Genomic DNA, 13549 nt, shown 5'->3' with positions numbered 1-13549 from the left:
CTATCGTTTTTTTGGCGAAAGGTACTATCGTTTTTTTGGCGAAAGGTACTATCGTTTTTTGGCGAAAGGTACTATCGTTTTTTGGCGAAAGGTACTATCGTTTTTTGGCGAAAGGTACTATCGTTTTTTGGCGAAAGGTACTATCGTTTTTTGGCGAAAGGTACTATCGTTTTTGGCGAAAGGTACTATCGTTTTTGGCGAAAGGTACTATCGTTTTTGGCGAAAGGTACTATCGTTTTTGGCGAAAGGTACTATCGTTTTTGGCGAAAGGTACTATCGTTTTTGGCGAAAGGTACTATCGTTTTTGGCGAAAGGTACTATCGTTTTTATGTAAAAGTGGACGCATATACCCCACCAGCCCAAAACTATATTTTCTTATCAAAGACTCTAATATCTCAATTGGGATTATTATCAAAATATCAAAGCAACCTGCACGCAATAATATTCGTCCAGGTTGCTTTGGAAGAGGAATAAATCAAATAAGAGTTATTGATTGGATTTCATCCATTTCATCTTGACGAACTTTAGGAATCCTTGCCGAGTTTAGATGCTATATATCGGAACGGAAAAGGAAAGGCCTTATTTCCTCAGAAAAAAATTGAGCCAGTTGCTACTGATTGAACAATTGCCGCCGGTAAAACGCCTATACAGTTTCCAACCAAGAATCAATCCGTCGAGCATTCCTATTCCATTGTTTACAATGTTTGACATGCGCTGTGTTTGTGTGATGTTTGCCTTTGGCTTGTGGAATAGTCCGTCCCACAAAACACTTATTTTATTCTCGGCTTTCGAAATCTCTGAATCAAGTTCGTATTTACGCAGGCATATTTCGTTTAAACTCCGATAAACCGAGTCGTTTTCTATAGGATTATTTTGCATAAGTAAAACTATTTCGACATTAATATACCCGCCAAGAATCGAACAAGTGGACGTTCAATGAGCTGATGACGAAGTAGAATGAACACAATGAGTAGAAACAAATATGCGCCTCCGACTATTAAGAATGCAATGGTGAGTGACTCAACCAATGGCTGTAGTGCATAGACGGCGGAGAATGAAAGATAGATGAGCGAAATGAGAAGAACCGTTGTAAATGTCACTACAATGGCTATAACTGTTAGGAGTCTAACAACCTTCTCAATAACATCGAGCTTCAGGTATTCCGCCCGAAGCCCAATGTATTGTTTCAGCACCTCAACAAGTTGTGCTATTGTCTCAACGTTGTTATCGTTAGAAAACATCTATTCTAAATTAAATAACGTCAGAAGCTGCATCTTTTATATCTTCAACAAATTCGTCGGCTTCTTTTCTGCTAAGCTTAATATCATGACGTTTGCAAAAATCGTCTACTGCGTCAGAGATTCTAGTGCGTGTTTCCTTACCTTTTTCAGGGGCTAACAACAAGCCCAATGCAGCGCCGGCGATTGCTCCGCCTATAAATGCGCCAATGTAACCTAATGTTCTCATAAAACTTATAATTTAAATTTGAAATAATGTGACTTACATTCGAACGCAAAAATAATGATTCTTTCTTTTAAGCTGCGCACCCTGCCTATTTTTAAGTAGTTATGAGTTCTGCATTTAACAAAGTTTAGAGTCGGACTCCTTTATCCATATTACCTTTAATTCGTATCTTCGCGCGGACAAAAAACAAGATTAAATTAAAAAAGAATTATGAAAAAAATGATTGTTTTAGGCACTGCAATGTGCATCGTTATGGCTTTTACAAGTTGTAAATCAAGTGAAAAAGCTTATAAGAAAGCTTACGAAAAAGCACAATCGCAGAATGATGATTACGGAAAGGATAACTATGCATCGGAATCTAGCGATATCCCTGTTGTTGCACCGATAGAAACACGGCAATCGACAACCGAAACGCGCGTTGTGGACAATTATGACAATGTACCAGTGCGTCGTGAGAACGTTTCGGTTGTAAACGGTACAGGGCTTAAGACTTATAGTGTGGTTGTGGGTTCGTTCAGCGTTAAAGCCAATGCCGAAGGTTTGCAGCAACGTCTCAAAAACGCTGGCTACGATTCTCAAATTGCTTTCAACGCCGGTAATAACATGTATCGCGTCATTGCAAGCACATTCGACAGCAAGGCTTCGGCCGCACAAAGTCGTGACCAATTGCGCTCGCAGTATGCCGATGCTTGGCTGCTTGCTAAGTGATGGGCAGAATCCTGTCGATTGACTACGGAAAGAAAAGAACAGGAATAGCAGTCACCGATCCTTTGAAGATAATAGCCAATGGATTGGTGACTGTTCCTACATCTACACTTTTCGACTTTCTCAAAGACTATACGCAGAAAGAAACGGTTGAAAGAATAGTCATCGGTCGTCCGATACAACTAAACGGACAACCGAGTGAAAATCTCACTCGCGTAGAGCAATTCGTAGTTCGTTGGCACAAAGAATTTCCAAATATCTCGGTCGACTATTTCGACGAGCGTTTCACTTCGGTCATTGCACAGAAAACAATTCTCTCCGGAGGCGTCAAAAAGAAGACCAGAAGAGAAGATAAAGGCATGGTCGACGAAATCTCGGCAACAATCATATTGCAGGATTATATGCGCTCCAAGGGATTATAATAACGAAACAATAAAGAAAAAGAAATGATACTACCCGTTTACACCTATGGACAACCCGTGCTTCGTAAAGTGGCACAAGATATCCCTATCGATTATCCCGAACTCCAGGAACTAATTAAAAACATGTTCGAAACCAACACCGCCAGTGAAGGAATAGGATTGGCTGCTCCACAGATTGGTAAATCTATCCGCGTCGTAATTATCGACCTGGATGCAATCTCTGATCATCTGCCCGAATACAAAGGGTTCCGACATGCTTTCATCAACGCCCACATCCTGGAAACCGACGACTCGGAAACTGAAACCATGGAAGAAGGCTGCCTCTCTCTGCCTGGTCTACATGAAAATGTTACTCGCGCAAAACGAATACATGTGCGCTATCTCGATGAAAATTTTCAAGAGCATGACGAATGGGTCGACGGTTACCTCGCCCGCGTGATGCAGCATGAGTTCGATCATATCGAAGGCAAACTCTTCATCGACCACATCTCACCTTTTCGCAAACAAATGATTCAAGGAAAGCTCAAAGCTTTCATGCAAGGACGCTTCAAATGCGCCTACAAAGTCAAGCCCATTAAAAGATAATTCCACCGTGCGAAGCTTCATGATATTCCTACTAATATTAGCGGCCTCACCCCTTCCTGCGCAATACAACATCAAGAAGCTCATGGAAGAAGGCAAACGCACGCTCGACCAGGGATATTATGTCACTTCGATGCAGATTTTTTCTCGAATCACGGCGCTGAAACCCAATCTCTACGAGCCGTGGTACCTCATGGCACTCTCCAAATATCATCTCGAAGACTATAAAGGTGCCGATGAGGATTGTCAGCAGGCTCTGAAACTCCAACCCTATATTCCCGACATCTTCGAACTCTACGCCATGACCTGTATCCGACAGGAAAAGTTCGATAGCGCAATCATCGCCTACACAAAAGCTATCGAACTCACCTCTGATAAACGTGACTATTGGTTCAACAGAGCCTATTGTATCTACATGACTGACAATGTAAAACTGGCACGCGAACAACTCGACTATATGCTTCGAAGATGGCCCAACTTCACCGAAGCAACCGCACTTTTACGCGAACTCCAAGCCGGCACCAAACCTCGCCGAAGTCTGCCAGGACCTTCCCGAATAGCTTTTCCAAAACTGGGCGAAGCTACTATCCCACACCAGCTCAACAGACTGACCCACTGACCCCAATGCACAAATCTTTAAACAGAAAATCCTTACTTTTGCAAGCATGAAGACAATCGATAAACATATTGAATATCTCCTCCTAGACAATGACTGCGTTATTGTTCCTGGATTAGGTGGATTTGTTGCACACCGCGTCAAATCCCGATTCGACAAACACGATAACATGTTTCTCCCACCCTACAGGACACTTGGCTTCAACCCATTACTAACAATGAACGATTCGTTGTTAGCACAGGCTTACACTGACACCTTCGACATAAGTCATCCCGAGGCGATGAACAGAATTGAAAAAGAAGTCGAAAACATCCAAAAACAACTCGACAATCAAGGACAGTTTGAATTCAATGGACTCGGAACACTCATCAAAGACAAAGAACAGAAACTCATCTTCGAACCCTATGAAAGCGGAATTATCACCCCCGAATACTACGGTCTCGGTAGCTTCGAAGCCTTCAGGCAAAACGATATCGAAGAAGAAATGCCGATCGAATACGAAAATACACGTCTCGTTAGCATAAATACCGACAATTACGGTCAACGAAAAATCAGCATCAGTTTCAAAGCCATTCGTCATGCAGCCCTTGCAGCCATGTTCCTCGCAACAATAACACTGATTATATTCTCAGTAAGTAAAAACGGATTGAGCAGCGGACAAGTAAAGAGCAGCGTAATTTCAAATATATTTGACTCAGCTACCCCCACCATCATCTCAAAACCCCACGTCAACCCAGCACCGTGGACTATCGTCATGGCTAGTCATATTCCCCAAAACAACGCGCAACTCTTCAAAACTCAACTTCAAAAGAAAGGTTTCGAAGAAACATTCGTATACAACAACAAAGGCACCGTGAAAGTGCTCTACGGCCACTTCAAAACATCGGCCGACGCCTTCAATACCCTCCACAGTCTCCAAGGTCATCCCGAATTTAAGTCGGCTTGGGTGATGGAACTCGAAAAATAATTCCACTATTATATTATATATGAAACGAGTGAGATGTCCTAAATGCGACACATTCATTGCTTTCGATGAGACCCAATACACCTCTGGGCAACGTCTAGTATTCGAATGCAACAATTGCAGAAAACAATTCGGAATACGCATCGGCATCTCTAAACTACGTCAAACCCAAAAGGAAGAAAACGCTACAATTAGTCTCACCACACAGGAACATCCATGCGGCTACCTACACGTAATCGAAAACGTGTTCCACTACAAGCAAATACTACCCCTACAGCTGGGCGACAACATAATTGGCCACTACATGAAAGGTAACAATATCAACTGCCCAATTGAAACCGTCGACCCCAGTATGGACATGACACACTGCATCCTAAACGTAACTCGCGACCGATATAATCGCCTCAAATACACCATCCGCGATGCCCCCTCAAACACAGGGACCTTTGTCGACAACGAACTCCTCGGCATCAACGAACGCAGAGTCATATACAATGGTACCCTCTTCACCATAGGTGCCACCAGCATAATTCTCCACACTTAAACTCGCCCCGAGTCACATTTTCAGTTTTGCATCATGCTACACCCATAGCCACAATACAGTCTATATTTCCTAAAACTAAAACGCCAAAAGAGCTGCTCTCAATGAAGATTTCTTGGGAGATTAATTTTATCGAGAAAGAATAATCATCATCTAAAATGTTACAAAAATATAAAATATTTGGGCTCACTTTCTGCGTATCAATATAAAGTCTATATTTGCGACATCAATCTAGCATACCAGCCAGATTGTAGATTTTTAGTTATTTATAAAAAATGTAAGATTTATGAAGAAAGTTTTTTTATCTCTAGCGTTTATGCTAGTAGCTGGTGTAGGAACAATTTCTGCACACCCAGTGACTGTAACTCTTTCCAATGGAATGAAGTTTACTTTAGAATCTAGCAAGTTTAAAAATGGGTTAGACATGGCTATAGAAGTTGCGCGTTTGGAAAATGTTTTTGGCCATATTGATATGTCCATTATAAACAAGGACATCAGTTATACGCCCGAATTTTGGTAAATCTAATTTTTAATTTTAATGAATAAGGGGGAGGGGCTAAGTGTTAGCACACTCCCCTTTATTTATGATTCTTATTTTTTAGAACTTCAGCTATGAAAAAGCTCCTATTTGTATTATTAATTTCATTGATGGCTATCCAACTTAATTCTCAAAATAAGCCTACTATTATCAGTCCGGGCACAATTCCGGGTCTGACATTAATAGAGCGTGATGTGAAAGACACAGCGTTTATAACAGTGTTCTATAAGTTTGCATTTGTTCCTGACTCAACTAATCATGGACGTAAAAATGAAGGGCAGACAATTCTATTGATGGGCGACAAATGGTTGGGATTTATGGATTGGAATACTTTTCAAATTGATTCTATCAACGATGATTTTGCTATAAAGAAAAAAAATCCTTGGAATCTGGTAGGAATAATTGGTAATTGTAGTCCAGCCTATTGGACTTCTCTCGTGATAAACAAACAAACTAAGGATTGCATCATTCAAATTCAGAACTTTAGCAAATATCAATATAGTCAGCAGCTTCCGCATATGGACTGGCAACTGCTAGAGGGCGATAAAAAAGAGGTTTGCGGAGTGATTTGCGACAAAGCCATTTGCCATTGGAGTGGTAGAGATTGGGAAGCATGGTACTCCACCACCTATCCAGCTCCATATGGACCATATCTTTTCAATGGATTGCCAGGATTGATATTCGCCCTAAAAGACACTAAGAATAATTTCTTTTTTAAACTCAATGGATTAGATGATTCGCCCTGGGGACGACCGATTTATATTCGCACCGATGATGAAATTATCAAAACAACGAGAGAAAAGGCTAGAGTAGGTATTGAAAATGAACAAGGAGATGCTACTTCTGCTTTATCCGGACATCCAGGAATAATAGATTTACCGAAAGAACTCAAAGGCAAGAAGATAAGACTACCTTATAATCCAATTGAGAAAGAATAGCATCAAAGTGACACGCTATATTCTTATCATCTTTTTTTCATTCCTTGTTACCACCATCCACGCACAGGTGGCAACAAGGACCGTTAGCGGAAAAATCACTGATTCCGAAACACACGAAGCTGTGATTGGTGCAACATGCAAGGTGGTGAATGCGCAGGGGAAAATCTTAACATATGCCACGACAGACGGCACAGGAAACTATAAACTGCGAATCACCGACGGAGCCCTACGCATGATTGTGTCGGCCATGGGCTATACAGAACAATCATTCGAAGCATCAGCTATCAAAGAGCATAAAAATATATCGCTCCGCCCAGAAACCTATTCACTCAAAGAAGTGCCAGTAACGGTTAATCCGATTGAAATAAATAAGGATACGATTAAATATAACGTGAGCGCCTTCAAAACTCGCAACGACAAATACATTGAAGACGTACTGCGCAAAATGCCCGGTATTGAGGTTAATTCCAGCGGTCAAATTCTCTATAAAGGCGAAAGTATTAACCAATTCAACATAGAAGGACAGAATCTTCTTGGCAACCGATACAACCAAGCTACCAGAAACCTTCCCGTCGACGCCGTAGCGCAAGTACAAATTGTAGAAAACGATCAGCCCATTCGCGCCCTCAAAAAACGTGCACCCAGCAAGAAGGCAACACTCAACATAAAACTAAAAAGTTCATACAAGCTGCGGCCATTTGGTGAAACGATTTTCGGCGGCGGAAAGGGATACGACAAACACACACTTTGGCAAAATAAACTTACCCTCATCAACATCGGACGTAAGCAACAAATGTTGCTCAACGCTTCGATGAATAATAACGGAATGAGCCTTAGCAAAAACAACACGGCTCATATCAATTCGGGCGACTTGGAGAACTTCATGTTCAATCCTTTCAACCTGCTCTATGCCTCCAGTGCCGTATTGCCGCCTGTAAGCGAACCGCGCTATCTCAGAAACAAAGATATAGCTGCAGGATTAAACCATTTGTTCAGACTCGGGAAATATGGCAGTTTCCGAACAAACATAACCTACTATGGCAACTCTGTCCGGTCGTTAGATTCAACATCGAACCAAATAGATGGGGCTTATTCGTTTAATCTCTGCGAAGCAAATCGGCGAAAAGTCAGCGAACACACGCTCAACACCGAACTGCACTACGAACTCAACGCTCCGAAAGTTTACCTCATCAATGAACTCTCGGGCAATATATCCCGTTCGACAAACCGAGGCGAACTCCAAAGCAATGCACAGACGCTCATCGAAAGAGTAGACCGGCATCCGCACATGCTACAAAACAAACTGTCGCTAATCGTGAACTCCGGCGTCCGAACCTACGGAATAAACTCCATTACCCGATATTTCAAACGAAACGAATGGCTCGACGCCAGTATTGGTCACAAAACGAATATCGACCTTGCGCGATTTGCTACTCGAAATACCGTGAACACCGGTTTCATTTTCCTCGGAAAAGCGCTCGATTTAAGCTACACTATCTTCTATCAGCACGACAAAATCACGGTGGATACCTTACAAATCACACCGCGCTGCACGATAAACTCACAGCTCAAAAACCAGCTCAATCTTTCTTACAACATCAACTACCGACGTGGACAAATCTTGATTGCTCTACCCACCGAAATACTCAACCTGCATATCGACACTCGTCCCCAAGGTAGTCAGAACACTTATTTTTTCCTATCGCCCTCGCTAAATATTACCCATCGCTTATCACCTTTCTTGAATTTTACTCTAAGCGGCAAACTTTCGAAAAGTACCGACAACTATGTGTTAGCTCCCCAAACATATTATCGCTCCTACAGAACGCGTTTCACTCCTCTTGGCGACATCGGCTGGACACGAGCTTCATCGCTGGCTTCATCTGTCTACTATGCCAACCTCATCAACATGCTCACCGTGGGCTTCACCGGAGTTATGACATGGAGCAAGAGCGACCACTACGAACAATTTGCCTACACCGAACGAACAACTGAGATTCTCCAGATTTGGAAAGACAACACATCGAAAATAATTTATCTCAGTTTGCTTGTCGACAAGAGTTTTCCACGTGCTGATCTGCAAATCAAAAGCGGCCTCAACTTTAACCGGCGCGAAATGCTCATAGCCCAGAACGCGCGCCTGCAAACCATCAAATCGAACATCGCAACTGCAACTCTATTCTTTAGATACGACCACCTAAAATGGATAACCCTCTCGCACGACCTCACCTTCAATCTTTCTTGGCAGGACCATTATCTCGGTAGTCGTTCGCAGCCGCTCACCAGTTTCTACCAAATTCTCACACTAAACTCGGCCCCGCTTAGTAAAATGAATCTAACCCTTCAGGCCGAACAAAATACGCTTGAGATTGAAAATAACCGTTTCCGCACAAACATTTTTATTGATGCTGCCGTTCAATACGCTGTTAGCCGACGCCTTGAACTAGGCCTACAGCTTCATAATCTTCTTGACCGCCGCATCTACGAAGAAGTTTCTTTCTTCGGCATGACTCGCCGCGCTCTTCAACTTCCTCTTCGTGGGCGCGAAATGATGTTACTAGTAAAACTAAAGCTATAAATACAGCAAATTGTTGCTAATGTAATCTGAACAGAGAGACGATACCTTTTGATGACAAACATTTACTGATTCTTTTGTGGCTTAATTCTGAAATGTATTTTGTGTGTTTCATGCATTTATAAAAGAATTCGTTTCCGGTCGATAATGGTTATTTGTTTGCCATTCACTTTCAATATTCCGTCACGCTCGAAATCGGCAAGAACCCGGAGAAGTGAAAATTTCTGTATACCGAACGAATCGGCAATTTCCTGTCTGGAGCGTTTCAGGATTATTTCATTTCCGCCCTGTTCGCCCGAAAGTTCTAACAGCATGTAGGCCACCTTTTCGCGGATGGTGAACAGACTTAGCACTTTGAGTTTATGGGTCAGAAAAACGTCGATGTTCGAAAGAATCCTGATGAAATTCATTCGCAGTTTGTCATCGTTGTCGATGAGCCGTTTCAAGTCGACGGGCATAATACGCAACAAAGTAACTTTTCCTTCAGTTTCGATGCTCACAGGAAGTTCTTTTTTCTTGGCGAAAATGAAAGCAGGCGCAACCAAATTTCCCATTCGCAGTCGACTCACTTCAACCTGTTTTCCCGATAGCGACGCCATTCGGCAAATCAATCCGCCATCCACCACAATGTCAACATATCGGCAAGGCATTCCGGCTAAGGCATACACCTCGTGCGCCGGCATTTCAACGATTCTGTGACTGGTATTTCCCAAAGTCATTTCAATTTCAAATTGGCTCATGTCTGCAAACAAAGGGCAAACTTGGAGCGCATCTACGATTCTTTTCTCCATGTCTGCAAAAGTATTGAGATAACTTTGCACGCATAGAGAAATAATCAGAATAAGTATGGAAATAAGAATCAAAAGAGTCTACGAATTGCCAACAGCCGACGACGGACAGAGAGTACTCATAGACCGACTTTGGCCTCGCGGATTGAGCAAGGAAAAAGCACAAATAGACGTTTGGGAAAAAGAAATTGCTCCCAGCAACGAATTGCGTAAATGGTTCGGGCATGAACCTGAGAAGTTCGAGGAATTCGAGCGGCGTTATTGCAAAGAGCTGGAAAACAATCCGTCTGTGCAGTCGTTTATTGAGATGCTAAAGCAGCACGAGCTAACAACTCTACTCTATTCAGCCCACGACGCCGAGCACAACAATGCCGTGGTATTGGCCGGATTTATCACCCGAAGACTGACATAATGTCTGCCGAGCGCGACATTATGTCCTTTATCTTTCCCTGGTATATAGCTTGCAATATTACCGGTGTAAACATTTAAAATTAGAATAAGGAGAAAAAGATTATGTACAGAAATTCATGGCTTCCAGAAGTCTTCAACGACTTCTTCTATAACAGCAACATGCCCAAGGCCAACGCCACGGCTCCTGCAATAAACGTTTTGGAATCGGCAGACGAATATACGGTTGAACTCGCAGCTCCCGGTCTTCGCAAAGAAGATTTCGAAGTGCACGTGAACGACGACGGCGACCTGACCATCAAAATGGAAAAGAAAGAGGAAATGAAAGACAAGTCGGCCCACTATCTGCGTCGCGAGTTTTCTTACAGCAAGTACGAGCAAACGCTCATTCTGCCCGACGACGTCGACAAAGAAAAGATTGGTGCTCACATGTCGGATGGCGTACTGAAAGTTTCGCTACCCAAGCTGCAACAAACCGTTCAGAAGGTTGCCCGCCAAATAACCGTTGGTTAAACCAACAAGACGCTTTAAATCGAACAATAGGTTAAAGTCCGCAAGGACGATTATTCCCCGGTTGCCAACAAGCAGCCGGGGAATTTTTTGCCTGTTTCGGGAACTAACAATCAACTATCTCTTTCAATGTAAGAATCCGTTGCCTTTCCGGTACCGTTACAACCACTGATAATGTATAAACATTTATCCATTGGTTGTAAATGTACAATTTTAAGATAAGCGTTTATGGATTATGGTGTGTGCTCCAAGTCAGACTTTGGTATTTTATCATTGAGCGGATTATAATTATCTCTACCGACAAACACGGTTTTATCATCAGGCGGGACATTGTTATTCGTAGGGATAACATCGGCAGTAGGTTTATTATCCGTGGATGAAATATTATCCTCCTGGGAGATTTTATCCTCGGGGAGGTTTTTAAAAATATTTTTATCGTCAGAGGAGTTGTCATCCAAAACTTCGTCGACCGGTTTTTCCTTGTGTTTCCGTTTTGTGAGAACCTGTTCCTTATAGCGTTTCACCATAAAATTCATGTAGCTAACGAACGGCTCCATACCAGGCACGAGTTCCAGAAAATAAAGACAGTTAACCGTCTTTATCAACACAAGATAAGCCTCATCGCTTGCCTGGCGTGCCGAACGTCTCTCACCCTTAACACGACCTATATTTGCTTCTATTCTACTCCTTATAAGCTTTTCTACTTTCAAGTTGGCCTCTTTCAGAGACGCTACGTAGGGTCGCAATCCGAGCCGGGCGACATGCACGGCGAAATCTGTTTCGCAATCTTTAACGAGCTTACTGATGAGCGCTGTTTCGTGGTCGAGATGCGTTCGGGGCTTGATACCGAACTCTTTTATGCGTTGATAGAGTTCGATGGCAGCCTGTTTCATTTCGGGTACCGAGATTTTTTGGAAATTGCGCACAGCACCTTTAAATCCGATGAAAAGCGAGTCGCGTTCGTGGTCGAATTCCCGGATATTATCGGTAGTCAAGCTCTTCCGCGACAAACTGAGACATCTCCTCTCCTCTTTGAGTGCCTCGACTAACTTTTTGGCTGCATTTTTTATCTGTTTATTGGCCTGGAGTGCGTTTTCCGACTCTACTCGAGCACACACATTCTGAATGAATTGCACATGTGCTGCGTTCGTCATCTTTTGCAGGTCAATCTTCTGAATTTCATTAAAAAGTTTCTTCGTTTCCATTTGAATCCGATTTTCTTATAACCATCAATTATTCTTTTTCCGGCTATCCGATTTCGCTTGCGAGGATAAATTATTCAATATCTTACCATCTGATTTTGATTATTATCTTCGGAAAGTTCCGGATGATATAAATACTAAAATAAACTATCTTAAGTACTTTCTGCAAATATAAAACATTTCTTTAATATGTCTACGGAATTTACCGGAAATATAAAATTATTATATATATTAATTTCGGGAGTTACCGAACTTATAAAACAATAAAGTATATAAGCTTCGGAGTTTTCCTAGATTAGTAAACAATAAGAAATATAAATCTCGGAACTTTCCGAAATTATAAAATTATAGTGTATATAAACTTCGGAGTTTACGGTACTTATAAAATAGTAGTATAAAGTAACCTCTGAACTTTCCGAAACTATGAAATAGTAATGTTTATTATATTCGGAACACTACCGAATAATTTTACAATAACGAATATATAGTTCGGAACTTCCCGAATATGATATGAAAAATTTTATTGAAAGATATGGAGGATTATATGTGCTCATAAAAAATTCCATAAGATGGGCGAGAGAGATAAATTATCTCTCTGATTTTCGGATTCGATGTAGCAGTTGCAACGAGGTGTAGCTACAGTTCCTATCTTCATCTCCAGAGGCTATTAATTATGACCATCTACTTATCTTTGTCCATCAAAAATTGAAACACGAGCATAAATGAAACGAGAAGAAGACATCAGAAATGCCATCGAAACAATGAAGCGGGGAGGCGTGATTCTATATCCAACCGACACGGTTTGGGGACTGGGATGCGACGCTACGAACGCCGAAGCTGTGGAGAAAATTTATCGTATAAAAAAGCGAAACGATTCAAAGGCCCTCATCTGTCTCGTCGATTCCGACGCCCGACTGCAACGCTATGTCAAAACGGTGCCTGGCGTGGCTTGGGAACTCATCGATACCGTTACCGAACCTACAACCGTAATTCTGGACGGGGCGGTTAATCTGGCGCCGAATCTGATTGCCGACGATGGAACGATTGGCATTCGGATAACTAAAGAGCCTTTCTCGCACGAGTTGTGCTACAGATTTCAGAAAGCCGTTGTAAGCACGTCGGCCAACGTTAGCGGACAGCCAACGGCACAGAACTATGACGATATTTCGGAGGAAATTCTTGCGGCGGTGGATTATGTTTGTTTTGCCCGCCGACAGGAGCATAAACCGCATAAACCGTCAACGATAATCAAGATTGCCATGAACGGCGAATTCAAAATAATCAGGAAATAAACTC

General features: G+C 42.2%; 18 protein-coding genes. 13 read left to right on the top strand and 5 right to left on the bottom strand.

What is annotated here, in order from left to right; all coding sequences use genetic code 11:
- Positions 1 to 518, top strand: a 518-nt coding sequence (locus HMPREF9140_RS10640; RefSeq protein ID WP_216593052.1) for a hypothetical protein, incomplete at its 5' end; no start/stop codon positions are given.
- Positions 519 to 579: 61 nt separating this feature from the next.
- Here HMPREF9140_RS10640 and HMPREF9140_RS03615 read toward each other — a convergent pair.
- Genes HMPREF9140_RS03615 through HMPREF9140_RS03605 form a run of 3 tightly spaced genes read right to left on the bottom strand, consistent with a single transcriptional unit; the run spans position 580 to position 1467 of the window.
- A complete protein-coding gene (locus HMPREF9140_RS03615; protein ID WP_006951822.1) occupies positions 580 to 879 on the bottom strand; it encodes a hypothetical protein in 300 nt (99 codons plus the stop codon).
- Between the two features lie 8 nt (positions 880 to 887).
- The gene (locus HMPREF9140_RS03610; RefSeq protein ID WP_006951820.1) at positions 888 to 1241 is read right to left on the bottom strand and encodes a phage holin family protein; all 354 of its coding nucleotides are present in this window, start codon (positions 1239 to 1241) and stop codon (positions 888 to 890) included.
- Positions 1242 to 1251: 10 nt separating this feature from the next.
- Positions 1252 to 1467, bottom strand: a complete 216-nt coding sequence (locus HMPREF9140_RS03605) for a YtxH domain-containing protein (protein WP_006951818.1) — start codon at positions 1465 to 1467, stop codon at positions 1252 to 1254.
- Between the two features lie 207 nt (positions 1468 to 1674).
- Here HMPREF9140_RS03605 and HMPREF9140_RS03600 point away from each other — a divergent pair, with 207 nt between their 5' ends.
- From HMPREF9140_RS03600 to HMPREF9140_RS03560, 9 genes are all read left to right on the top strand, one after another.
- Positions 1675 to 2172, top strand: a complete 498-nt coding sequence (locus tag HMPREF9140_RS03600) for an SPOR domain-containing protein (protein ID WP_006951816.1) — start codon at positions 1675 to 1677, stop codon at positions 2170 to 2172.
- Entirely contained in the window at positions 2172 to 2591 is a 420-nt protein-coding gene (gene ruvX, locus HMPREF9140_RS03595) for a Holliday junction resolvase RuvX (protein WP_006951815.1), read from the top strand. The genes HMPREF9140_RS03600 and ruvX overlap by 1 nt, the downstream gene beginning before the upstream one ends.
- Positions 2592 to 2615: 24 nt before the next feature.
- Positions 2616 to 3176 (top strand): peptide deformylase, encoded by a 561-nt coding sequence (def, locus tag HMPREF9140_RS03590; protein ID WP_006951813.1) that lies wholly within the window; start codon positions 2616 to 2618, stop codon positions 3174 to 3176.
- Positions 3177 to 3195: 19 nt separating this feature from the next.
- Positions 3196 to 3792 carry a tetratricopeptide repeat protein gene (locus tag HMPREF9140_RS03585; protein WP_006951811.1) on the top strand — a complete coding sequence of 199 codons (597 nt, stop codon included), beginning with the start codon at positions 3196 to 3198 and terminating at the stop codon, positions 3790 to 3792.
- A gap of 46 nt (positions 3793 to 3838) precedes the next feature.
- A complete protein-coding gene (locus tag HMPREF9140_RS03580; protein WP_006951807.1) occupies positions 3839 to 4756 on the top strand; it encodes an HU domain-containing protein in 918 nt (305 codons plus the stop codon).
- A gap of 19 nt (positions 4757 to 4775) precedes the next feature.
- Complete coding sequence (locus HMPREF9140_RS03575) at positions 4776 to 5297, top strand: FHA domain-containing protein (RefSeq protein WP_006951805.1); 522 nt, start codon at positions 4776 to 4778, stop codon at positions 5295 to 5297.
- Positions 5298 to 5580: 283 nt separating this feature from the next.
- Positions 5581 to 5814, top strand: coding sequence for a hypothetical protein (locus tag HMPREF9140_RS03570; RefSeq protein ID WP_006951804.1), 234 nt, complete (start codon positions 5581 to 5583; stop codon positions 5812 to 5814).
- A 92-nt stretch (positions 5815 to 5906) separates the two neighbouring features.
- The gene (locus HMPREF9140_RS03565) at positions 5907 to 6770 is read left to right on the top strand and encodes a GLPGLI family protein (protein ID WP_006951803.1); all 864 of its coding nucleotides are present in this window, start codon (positions 5907 to 5909) and stop codon (positions 6768 to 6770) included.
- A complete protein-coding gene (locus tag HMPREF9140_RS03560; protein ID WP_018572134.1) occupies positions 6757 to 9348 on the top strand; it encodes a carboxypeptidase-like regulatory domain-containing protein in 2592 nt (863 codons plus the stop codon). The genes HMPREF9140_RS03565 and HMPREF9140_RS03560 overlap by 14 nt, the downstream gene beginning before the upstream one ends.
- 116 nt (positions 9349 to 9464) lie before the next feature.
- On the opposite strand, the gene HMPREF9140_RS03555 is transcribed toward HMPREF9140_RS03560, so the two are convergent.
- Positions 9465 to 10136 carry a Crp/Fnr family transcriptional regulator gene (locus tag HMPREF9140_RS03555; RefSeq protein WP_006951801.1) on the bottom strand — a complete coding sequence of 224 codons (672 nt, stop codon included), beginning with the start codon at positions 10134 to 10136 and terminating at the stop codon, positions 9465 to 9467.
- A gap of 55 nt (positions 10137 to 10191) precedes the next feature.
- Between HMPREF9140_RS03555 and HMPREF9140_RS03550 the strand changes: the two genes are divergently transcribed.
- Together HMPREF9140_RS03550 and HMPREF9140_RS03545 are read left to right on the top strand one after the other, a co-directional pair.
- Complete coding sequence (locus HMPREF9140_RS03550) at positions 10192 to 10545, top strand: DUF488 domain-containing protein (RefSeq protein ID WP_006951800.1); 354 nt, start codon at positions 10192 to 10194, stop codon at positions 10543 to 10545.
- Positions 10546 to 10646: 101 nt separating this feature from the next.
- Complete coding sequence (locus HMPREF9140_RS03545; protein ID WP_006951799.1) at positions 10647 to 11054, top strand: Hsp20/alpha crystallin family protein; 408 nt, start codon at positions 10647 to 10649, stop codon at positions 11052 to 11054.
- Between the two features lie 230 nt (positions 11055 to 11284).
- Here the strand turns inward: HMPREF9140_RS03545 and HMPREF9140_RS03540 are convergent, their stop codons facing one another.
- Positions 11285 to 12256: a DUF6261 family protein gene (locus HMPREF9140_RS03540; protein ID WP_006951798.1), complete on the bottom strand. Its 972-nt coding sequence runs from the start codon at positions 12254 to 12256 to the stop codon at positions 11285 to 11287.
- 719 nt (positions 12257 to 12975) lie between these two features.
- Here HMPREF9140_RS03540 and HMPREF9140_RS03535 point away from each other — a divergent pair.
- Entirely contained in the window at positions 12976 to 13545 is a 570-nt protein-coding gene (locus tag HMPREF9140_RS03535) for an L-threonylcarbamoyladenylate synthase (protein ID WP_006951797.1), read from the top strand.
- Positions 13546 to 13549: the final 4 nt, after the last annotated feature.

The sequence above is a fragment of the Prevotella micans F0438 genome (assembly GCF_000243035.1).
Classification (GTDB): Bacteria; Bacteroidota; Bacteroidia; order Bacteroidales; family Bacteroidaceae; genus Prevotella; species Prevotella micans.
The sequence above is the reverse complement of the archived record's forward strand: the minus strand, read 5'-3'. Positions and strand labels throughout refer to the sequence as shown.

Excerpts from the sequence above, each read along its gene's own strand:
- HMPREF9140_RS03615 (WP_006951822.1), bottom strand. The coding sequence starts at position 879 with ATGCAAAATAATCCTATAGAAAACGACTCGGTTTATCGGAGTTTAAAC.
- HMPREF9140_RS03610 (WP_006951820.1), bottom strand. The coding sequence starts at position 1,241 with ATGTTTTCTAACGATAACAACGTTGAGACAATAGCACAACTTGTTGAG.
- HMPREF9140_RS03605 (WP_006951818.1), bottom strand. The coding sequence starts at position 1,467 with ATGAGAACATTAGGTTACATTGGCGCATTTATAGGCGGAGCAATCGCC.
- HMPREF9140_RS03600 (WP_006951816.1), top strand. The coding sequence starts at position 1,675 with ATGAAAAAAATGATTGTTTTAGGCACTGCAATGTGCATCGTTATGGCT.
- ruvX (WP_006951815.1), top strand. The coding sequence starts at position 2,172 with ATGGGCAGAATCCTGTCGATTGACTACGGAAAGAAAAGAACAGGAATA.
- def (WP_006951813.1), top strand. The coding sequence starts at position 2,616 with ATGATACTACCCGTTTACACCTATGGACAACCCGTGCTTCGTAAAGTG.
- HMPREF9140_RS03585 (WP_006951811.1), top strand. The coding sequence starts at position 3,196 with ATGATATTCCTACTAATATTAGCGGCCTCACCCCTTCCTGCGCAATAC.
- HMPREF9140_RS03580 (WP_006951807.1), top strand. The coding sequence starts at position 3,839 with ATGAAGACAATCGATAAACATATTGAATATCTCCTCCTAGACAATGAC.
- HMPREF9140_RS03575 (WP_006951805.1), top strand. The coding sequence starts at position 4,776 with ATGAAACGAGTGAGATGTCCTAAATGCGACACATTCATTGCTTTCGAT.
- HMPREF9140_RS03570 (WP_006951804.1), top strand. The coding sequence starts at position 5,581 with ATGAAGAAAGTTTTTTTATCTCTAGCGTTTATGCTAGTAGCTGGTGTA.
- HMPREF9140_RS03565 (WP_006951803.1), top strand. The coding sequence starts at position 5,907 with ATGAAAAAGCTCCTATTTGTATTATTAATTTCATTGATGGCTATCCAA.
- HMPREF9140_RS03555 (WP_006951801.1), bottom strand. The coding sequence starts at position 10,136 with ATGGAGAAAAGAATCGTAGATGCGCTCCAAGTTTGCCCTTTGTTTGCA.
- HMPREF9140_RS03550 (WP_006951800.1), top strand. The coding sequence starts at position 10,192 with ATGGAAATAAGAATCAAAAGAGTCTACGAATTGCCAACAGCCGACGAC.
- HMPREF9140_RS03545 (WP_006951799.1), top strand. The coding sequence starts at position 10,647 with ATGTACAGAAATTCATGGCTTCCAGAAGTCTTCAACGACTTCTTCTAT.
- HMPREF9140_RS03540 (WP_006951798.1), bottom strand. The coding sequence starts at position 12,256 with ATGGAAACGAAGAAACTTTTTAATGAAATTCAGAAGATTGACCTGCAA.
- HMPREF9140_RS03535 (WP_006951797.1), top strand. The coding sequence starts at position 12,976 with ATGAAACGAGAAGAAGACATCAGAAATGCCATCGAAACAATGAAGCGG.